Raw genomic sequence first — 6,514 nt, 5'->3', positions numbered from 1 at the left:
ATCTCATATACGAACAAAAATCATAAAACTGAATAAAAGTGGTAAGCCAACTGACGTGCCATTTTCTAGCTCCGCAGTTCTTGAAAGCGACCGTTACTCTACAGTTATTAAAATGGAAAAGGTTTTCTCACAAGGGATTAGTGCTGGGGACTGGAAAGTTCTAATTGCTCATGAGTCAAGATGGACACTAAAAAACCCAAATACAAAGTACGCAGTTGTTATAACAATCGAAGATCCAAAAAGTGATCCCAGCATCGATATTCATGCAGCTATACGTAGTGAGTCTCCAAATAGATACCAATCTGAATTAGGTGTACGAGAACGCATTAAAATTTAACGATGATATACAAATATATAAAATCTAGATTCCCACAACTAGTATAACTTGTTTCTATCCATCTTCGTTTCAGCCTAATCTGGCTGAAACATTTCTGTCCATTGGCAAGTTATCTGCTGACTCGTCATTGCCCCAAAACGAGTTTAGGCGACGGTCGCAAATGAGCGATAAGCGATCATTGAGATTGGATAAATTTTAAAAATAACCAATATAGCTTATAAATACAGAAATCCAGACGAATGAACTTATCAATAGCGCAATTAATACTGCTGCGGAGCCTAAATCTTTAGCGAGACCTGACAATGGATGAATCTCTAAGCCAACTCTGTCTATTGTTGCTTCTATTGCTGTATTAACAACCTCTGCGAATATCACAAATAAAACAGAGATTAGTAGCATGACCTTTTCGTAAATACCTATCTGCCAAATCGAAATAATAATTAGCGATAAAGCGAGTAAAAAAAGCTCTTGTTTAAAAGCAGCTTCATTTTTAGCAAGCCATTTAAATGCACGCTGTGAATTTTTAAAAGCTAAAACTACTCGATTAATACCTGACGGCTTATTTGCACTATCAAATTGCATTGGAAACTCTCTTTATAGACTTAGGGCCTTACAGGCGTTAAAAATATCGTATTCAGGTTGGTATTGACTGCTGCTTACTTGAGTTAAGCCAAGTAAAGTGTCAAAAATATTGTCGTGTGAAAATACTTTTGAGCGTTGTAACTCAATACAATGATTAAATTTAGAGTTAGCGAGTTTATTACTCCAAAAAATCATTGGAATATGGGTTTGCTCGCTTGGTGCTAATGCATATGGAAACCCGTGAAGGTATAAACCTTTCTCACCAAGTGACTCACCGTGATCTGACACATATAGGAGTGACTTCTTTGTTTCGTTACTTGCTTGTAATACTTTTATCAACTGGCTTAACACCTTATCTGTGTATGCGATAGTATTATCATATGTGTTTGTTAGTTCAGTTGTACTACAGTTCTGAATATCGCTTCGAGAGCAATCAGGTTTAAACAAACTTTCGTGTTCAGGATAACGACGATAATAAGTTGGTCCATGTGAACCTATCATATGTAGAACAACCAATTTATGTTTAGCGTTACTAGTCGCTATCTTGTCTGCTAGTTTCGTAACTAATATTTCATCAAAACAGTAATGACCATCACATAACGGATGTTCTTTATTCGGCTCAATGTTGTCTGATTTGATGCGAGCACACACTCCTTTACAGCTGCTGTTATTATCAATCCATGTTACTTCAACACCACTACGCTGAATAATGTCTAGAGCATTTTCTTGACTACTAGCAAGCCGAGAATCATATTCTTTGCGGTTCAGTCGTGAAAACATACAGGGGACTGAAATAGCCGTTGCCGTTCCACACGATGAAACATCACTAAAATACTTTACGCCTAACTTGGGAGTATAAGTATTCGTTGCTCTACTATAGCCTTGTAGTGAAAAGTTAGCCGCCCGAGCTGTTTCCCCGACAACCATTACAGTTAGCGAGGTGCTCGTTTTATTTTTTAAAGTGGGCAAGTTATCGAGTACCTTGAAAGGTAGTGGTGGATAAAAGTAATTATCCCTCAGGTATTTATAACTTGCTGTATAGAATGCAAACGGGGTGATATAACTTGTTAGCTGTCGGTTGTTGCGGCCAACAGAAGCGTACTCTTTATAAAAGGGTACAGCGATTAAGGCACAACAGAGCAAAGCTGATAGATTTAGCTTCGTAAAACTTTTTAAACGAACTCTAAAACTCCCAATAATTGTGAACTTGGAAAATAAGTAAGTAGGTACAATCCCCAATAAAAAAATAAATAACACAAGCTGAAAGTTCAAGTATGAAAATGCTTCACCTGAATTTGTTTCAACAATATTTTGTAACATGCTCTTGTCAAAAATAACGCCATAATTAAGTGTTGAATAAAACAACAATGAGCAAACTAAAACACTAAATAGAAGTATAGCTTTAACAAAAGTAATTAAGGACAACCAACTTAAAACTAAAACAGTCAATGAGAAAAGCAATAAAGGGACCGACGCGATAAAAAGCCAATTTATATGCCCTGACTGTGTTGCAGCCATAAAAGTATTGTATAAAAACAAGCCATTAAATGCGATAACGATATACATTGAAACTAAGCAAACAAATTGGCTGTAACTTACTTGCCAAGACGAAATACAAAATCTTTTAAAAGCAATTTTCATAGTTATTCCTTATCACTACTTTTATCAGCTAAACGATAAAGCTGCTCGGTGTAAGCTAAGTTGCTAAATAACACATGAGCTAGTGCTTTTTCAGCCAACGTTTGATCAACGTTTAGCTGTTCATTTTTTTCTTGTATTTTGGTTTGTTTGTTATAGCGCCAATAGCTGGTTTGTTGATTTGGCATTAGGATGACAGCGCGATCATTTTCTAGGTATGCAAAATTGTCGTAGTACTGCATCATTGCGCGTTCAACTGGATAACTTTTAGTCAGATCAAAGCCCAGCATAGGGGTTGCTTGGTCAATTCCTAAAAGTGACATCAAAGTAACAGGTAGATCAATTTGACTAACGAGTCTTGGATCGCGTTTACTTTTCATATCGCTGTTTAAAATAACAGCTGGTATATGAAAAGACTTCAAAGGGACAGGTTCAGAGCCAAAAACACGCACATCATGGTCTGCCACAACCAAAAATACGGTGTTTTCCCAGTACGACCGTGTTTTTGCTTTATTTATAAATTTACCTAGTGCGTAATCGGCATACTTAATTGCAAGATCACGCTTATAGTTTTCAGGGTTATGTCCTTTGGGTAGCGATACTTTGCCTTGTGGTATATCAAACGGATCGTGATTACTAGAAGTAAATACAAGACTAAAAAATGGCTCTGTCGAATTACTTAATTTAGTCAGTTCTTTATCTGCTTGATTGAATAAGTCCTCATCACTTACCCCCCAAGAGGAGATAAATTGGGGATTATCAATATGGTTGATGTCAACAATATCGTTAAACCCGTTTCCTAGAAAAAAGCTTTTCATATTGTCAAAATGGCTTTCACCGCCGTAGATAAACTGTGTTTTGTAACCTTCTTGACTGAATACATCCGCTAGTGAAAAAAAGTTATGCTGCGATTTAGATAGTTTAACTACTGAGCGAGATGGTGATGGTGTAAAACCTGTAGTAATTGCTTCAATACCTCTTACGGAGCGCGTGCCCGTAGCATAAAGGTTGTCAAACCCCCACCCTTGTTGATATAGCTTATCAAGTTCGGGCGTAATATCTAACCCACCAAGTTCTCCAACAAATCGGGCACCTAAACTTTCCTCAAGTATTATAACTAAGTTTTTTTTAACACCAGACACAAAAGGCTTGTTGTGCGCCAAGGTTGGAATATTTCCAACGACAAACTGTTTTCGATAAGAAGCCTTTTTGACCGTATCTATAATTTGTTGACGAAGCATTGTGCCATACAAATTACTGGCACTTTTTTCGTTACCTATGTTTTTCAGCGCAAACGCAACACTGTAAGTGGAGTTAAGAACAAGTGAGTTTACTAGTGAATCTTGAGAAAAATAGACTAATGCAGGGTTAAGCGGTCGGTGATTTAATGTACCTCTAGCAGCAAATAAGCAGATTATTAAAGCAGCCATTAGAATGGGTAAATTGGATGCTTTTTTCAGTGACGGTGGTTGTGTGAATGCTCTGCATAAAAGGCGATAGCTATAAACGCTTGTTAACGAGGCCAAAAGCAATGTACTTAGCATTGCAAAAAGATGGCCATGCACTAACATTGAGAAGACTTCTTGTGGGTAATCAAGGTATTCAATATATAATCGGTTAGGCCTTACATCATATTGATTGATGAATGCAGGTGTTGATGCTTCAACAATAACAACTACAGTTACAACGCAGCTACCGTAAAGTGTAAAAATACGCTGGAAAAGCTCTGTTTTAGGGCGTGCAACTACATGTAGTATCAGTATAAAAACCCCAATAGTTGCTAAGTATCCAATGCTACTTAAGTCTATTCTGATTGCTCCTGATATGATCGGCCAAATATCACCATCATTTAATCTTGAATGTTGCCAAAACAATAAAGCAATGCGGGAAGTTATAAAGATTGATATCAATATAATAGTAAAACGCAACAAGGGTTTTAAAACGGAAGTATTTGCTGTCATAGTTGTGCTCGATCTTAATAATTGCAGCAATACTAAAAACCGAAACTTAAGAAATCCTGAGTCTAAACTTAATATTGGCTAAACTATGGAAACTTAAGCAAGTCTTAAGTAAAACTTAAGCTATATGGCGTAACCTAATGATGAAGATGCATTTCAGGTGAATGAGTAACACATGAAGTTATTAATAATTGAAGATTCAGCGTCACTAAGGCGTAGTTTACGAATTGGCTTAGCAAATCTAGGCTTTGCGGTTGATGACACCGGTGATGGTGCACAAGGGCTGAGTATGGCGATGACAGGTGAGTATGAGCTTATAATACTTGATATTATGTTACCGAGTATCGATGGTATTACTTTATTGCAAACCATAAGAACCAAACAGCTTGATTCTAAAGTCTTAATTTTGTCAGCTAAGCAAGAACCTGAAGACCGTGTTTTAGGGCTTTTAACAGGAGCGGATGATTATCTGACTAAACCCTTTTCATTTGATGAGCTCCACGCTCGACTGCTAAATTTAATGCGCCGTGGAGGATTGAAGATGATGAGTGATATCATAACTATTGATAATTTAGCACTGAATTTACAGTTAAAACTGCTAAAAGTTGCTGACAATGTTATCGACTTAACACCCAACGAGTACAAAATTGTCGAATGTTTATTTAGCAATCAAAATAAAGTGTTTAGTGCAGAAAAGCTAAGTACCTACCTTGCAGGGCAATATGATTTGATATCAAAGAACTCGATTGAAGCCCATTTATCATCTGCTCGCAAAAAAGTAAGAGTTGCAGGAGGGGAGCTGCCAATTCAGACCAAACGTGGTTTTGGTTATATTGTACAAGGACAATAATGAAATCTATTCGCAGTAAATTAGTTGTTACACTTTCGGTAACTATAACTAGCTTTGTTTTATGCATTTTGTTGGCAACCGACATTGCTGTTGATAGTTGGATAGATAATGAGTTTGATCGCAGCCTGCAATCCAAAGCAGGTATGTTAATGACCTTAGTACATAAAACTAATGAAGGTTTTTCGTTTAACTTTTCTAGTGAGTTTTTGCCCGAGTTAGAAGGGGAAATAGAGCCTGAGTACTTTCAATTATGGAGCAAAGAAAGTGTTTTTACCCGCTCAAAAAGTTTAGATTTATTTGAAGTTAAAAACCTACCATATGAAAGCTTAGAAATTGGCGAGTCAAAAATACTCCCTATACAATTATCTGATGGCCGAGATGGTCGGGTGTTTTATAGTCGTTTTATACCACAAGAAAAAGACAATACATCAGTAGACACATATAAAAAAACAAATGATGAGCCACTGACTTTAGCTTATGCAGCGTCTTCTGAGGAAGTTGATTTTGTACTTTGGTTGATTGACGTTATTTTTATAGTCACCATAATTACAGTTATTGTATTTATTCGATTATTTGTCAGGAAGGCAATAGATACATCACTTGCGCCATTAATTAAACTCAACCAAGATATCAGTCAGTTAAGTATTACCAGTGAAGGTTCACAGATATTTATACAAGAGCCAGTTAAAGAGCTCTTGCCTATTGTTGAAAGTTTGAACGCCTTTATTAAAGAGAATAGACAACTTTACCTAAAGGAAAAGCGACTTACATCCGATATTGCCCATGAAATAAAAACGCCCATTGCCGAACTTATAAATATGGCAGAAGTTGTTATCAGGTTTCCAAATGAGATAGAACTCAATGAGGATTTTAAGCCTGAAGCGTTGAAAATAAGTTTACGGCTTAAAAATATCGTGTCGAACTTATTGCTATTACATAAATACAGTAATGGTAAGCTAATCAAACAAGATGCTTGTGATTTAAATCAAGTCATTACCAGAGTCTTAGAAAACACTGATTTATCGCGTGTAAATTTGGAGTTGAATGAGAATGCACCAGCAATTATAAGCAACTTGTTTGCCCTCGAATCAATTATTAGCAATTTAGTTAACAACGCTAAACAATACAGCCCACTAAATTCAAAAATTT

General features: G+C 36.5%; 6 protein-coding genes. 3 read left to right on the top strand and 3 right to left on the bottom strand.

The features are described 5' to 3' along the window. Positions 1–337 (top strand): hypothetical protein (locus tag ACT3RM_RS16460; RefSeq protein WP_444511423.1); only part of this gene is annotated, 337 nt, incomplete at its 5' end. Positions 338–532: 195 nt separating this feature from the next. Here the strand turns inward: ACT3RM_RS16460 and ACT3RM_RS16455 are convergent. Genes ACT3RM_RS16455 through ACT3RM_RS16445 form a run of 3 tightly spaced genes read right to left on the bottom strand, consistent with a single transcriptional unit; the run spans position 533 to position 4,518 of the window. Continuing rightward, on the bottom strand, positions 533–919 hold the full coding sequence (locus tag ACT3RM_RS16455; RefSeq protein WP_024599461.1) for a diacylglycerol kinase: 387 nt from the start codon (positions 917–919) through the stop codon (positions 533–535). Positions 920–931: 12 nt separating this feature from the next. Next, positions 932–2,560 (bottom strand): phosphoethanolamine transferase, encoded by a 1,629-nt coding sequence (locus ACT3RM_RS16450; RefSeq protein ID WP_024599462.1) that lies wholly within the window; start codon positions 2,558–2,560, stop codon positions 932–934. Between the two features lie 2 nt (positions 2,561–2,562). After that, positions 2,563–4,518 carry an LTA synthase family protein gene (locus ACT3RM_RS16445; RefSeq protein ID WP_441836388.1) on the bottom strand — a complete coding sequence of 652 codons (1,956 nt, stop codon included), beginning with the start codon at positions 4,516–4,518 and terminating at the stop codon, positions 2,563–2,565. 172 nt (positions 4,519–4,690) lie between these two features. Here ACT3RM_RS16445 and ACT3RM_RS16440 point away from each other — a divergent pair, with 172 nt between their 5' ends. Then, entirely contained in the window at positions 4,691–5,365 is a 675-nt protein-coding gene (locus tag ACT3RM_RS16440) for a response regulator transcription factor (protein WP_058429029.1), read from the top strand. Further along, positions 5,365–6,514: histidine kinase dimerization/phospho-acceptor domain-containing protein (locus ACT3RM_RS16435; protein ID WP_444511422.1), on the top strand; the 1,150-nt coding region annotated here is incomplete at its 3' end. The genes ACT3RM_RS16440 and ACT3RM_RS16435, both read left to right, overlap by 1 nt.

This window comes from Pseudoalteromonas sp. AOP7-A1-14, assembly GCF_052376275.1.
In the GTDB taxonomy this organism is placed as follows: Bacteria; Pseudomonadota; Gammaproteobacteria; order Enterobacterales; family Alteromonadaceae; genus Pseudoalteromonas.
The sequence above is the reverse complement of the archived record's forward strand: the minus strand, read 5'-3'. Positions and strand labels throughout refer to the sequence as shown.